The organism is Paenibacillus sp. N119s (genome assembly GCF_059447605.1).
The window spans coordinates 1-2139 of record NZ_JCAJRU010000411.1 but is presented as its reverse complement, the minus strand read 5'-3'; the positions used below and the strand labels follow the sequence as shown (position 1 = coordinate 2139).

Genomic DNA, 2139 nt, shown 5'->3' with positions numbered 1-2139 from the left:
CGATTTTGGAATGAATGAGCTTTCTAACCCGTTCCCTCTGTGCGTCATAATCTTTTAGAAAAGCATCTGCCTGTGCTTCATGTTTGACCAAAATAGCTATTTTTTTCAATTGATCCTTCCAGGTGCCTTCATCTAGATCAAAAACCTCGGTCGGTGCAATTTTTTCAAACTTGGCTACATCGGTTCCCGAATATTTTTTGTCGAGGAAGATATGATCAGGTTGAAGCTCCAGTACTGCTTCCATATCAGGATCTGTGACAACCCCCAGCTTACGGGTATTTTGAAGACGATCTTTTACATGGGGCAGAAAATCCTTCACATCTCCACCAATAACTGAGCCTGCCGGGGTAATGCCTAGTGCTAGCAAGTTGTTCGTCAAATGAATAGACATCGAAGCGATACGCGAATCCGCACTTATGGTGGTTTGCACACTATCGGCCGCTTTCGTATCGCTAGCTTGTTTGTCTGCTGTTTGTCCACAAGCGGACAGTAGGATCATACATGCAACAAGAGACAGGGCTGCCCATGAACGTATAAACCTCGAACCCTCAAATCTATTTTTTCTCATAAATATCTCCCTCCCATACTTATAGAAGCTCTATTTTTTTATGTTCAATCTTTAAAGCTTCTACTTCGTTGTTATTCCGCATGCTGCATCAGATGCAGCATTGGACTTTATATGTAACCTATTCCTCTTGTCACTTGGTTCGGGACAACAAGAATAAAAAATACGGAGCGCCTACCACAGCAACCACTACCCCTGCTGGAATCGCATTCGGCTGAAATACCGAACGACCAATTGTATCTGCAATGACCAGAATAACGACCCCGACCAAAGCGGCTACTGGCAGCAAATGTTGATACATCGGACCTACCAGACGGCGAGCCAGATGAGGCGCAATCAGCCCAATAAAGCCAATCCCTCCGGCCATGGATACGCTGGCGCTCGATAGAGCCACCGCCGCACCCAGCAGTATCAGACGCTGGCGCTTTACGCTTGTGCCGATTCCAGCTGCGGTCTCATCACCTAGCGACAGATTATTCAGGCTGCGTGTCTGTGATAAAACGTATGGTAGGACAATGACAATCCACGGCAGTAAAGCCGCTGCATGTATCCAGTCCCGTCCCCATACGCTGCCAGCCAGCCAACGTGCGGTAAATGCGTATGTATCCTCATCCAGCCGCAACGACCAATACAGCGTTATGGCGCTGAGCCCTGAGGCTACACCGATACCGGACAGGATCAGGCGCACAGGCACGATTCCTCTGCTGCCATGATAGGACAGCATAACTATCAGCACCGCTGCAACGACACCTCCTGCAAAGGTAAACAAGGGAATGAGCAAAGCTGCTGATCCTTCCAGATCGCGAAAAAAACTGACAAACATTACGAGTCCCAAAGCAGCCCCCGCATGCAGCCCAAGTACCCCCGGATCTGCGAGTGCGTTTCGCGATAAGCCTTGCATGACCGCCCCAGCTGCACCTAGTCCCACTCCAGCCAGCACCGTTACAACAATCCGTGGCAGCCGGTATTCAAACAGGATCATATGATCACGACCGCTGCCCCCGCCAAACAGTGTATCCAGCACGCGCAGCGGTGGAATTCGAATCGTTCCAGTATTCAAACCGAGAACAAGGACAGCAAAGCTAATTCCAGCCAATACTAAGCAAACGAGCCAAGCCTTGGTCGTTCTTGTATCCCCTGTCCCTAGAGAGCGTCTCACTATAATTCCCTCCTTTCCTTACGGGCGAGAAAGAGGAAAAAAGGTACTCCGATAAAAGACACCATAATTCCAATAGCTAGCTCCTCTGGCGGATTCGCCATTCTCGCTCCCAAATCAGCCAGCACCAGCAGTATGGCTCCCAATAATGCAGACAATGGTACGATCTGGCGATAATCCACACCGATCAGCTTGCGAGCAATATGTGGGACGACCAGGCCTACAAAGCCGATGGCTCCGGCAGCTGATACGGACAGTCCAGCCAGAACCACCACAGTAAGCAGCCCCAGCAGCCGGATACGCCTGAGATTTAACCCCAGATTCAGTGCCACCTCATCGCCCATTGAAATCAATGAAATGGAGCGTGCAAGCCCCATAGACCAAGCGATCACAATAAGCAAAATCGGGGCAAGTATCT

Annotated in this window: 3 protein-coding genes; all 3 read right to left on the bottom strand. The window is 49.7% G+C overall.

What is annotated here, in order from left to right; translation table 11 throughout:
• On the bottom strand, nt 1-568 hold a 568-nt coding region (locus tag AC5V8P_RS25260), incomplete at its 3' end, for an ABC transporter substrate-binding protein (RefSeq protein WP_495474022.1).
• 130 nt (nt 569-698) lie between these two features.
• A complete protein-coding gene (locus AC5V8P_RS25255) occupies nt 699-1724 on the bottom strand; it encodes a FecCD family ABC transporter permease (protein WP_064795822.1) in 1026 nt (341 codons plus the stop codon).
• Nucleotides 1724-2139, bottom strand: a 416-nt coding sequence (locus tag AC5V8P_RS25250; protein ID WP_495474021.1) for a FecCD family ABC transporter permease, incomplete at its 5' end; no start/stop codon positions are given. The genes AC5V8P_RS25250 and AC5V8P_RS25255, both read right to left, overlap by 1 nt.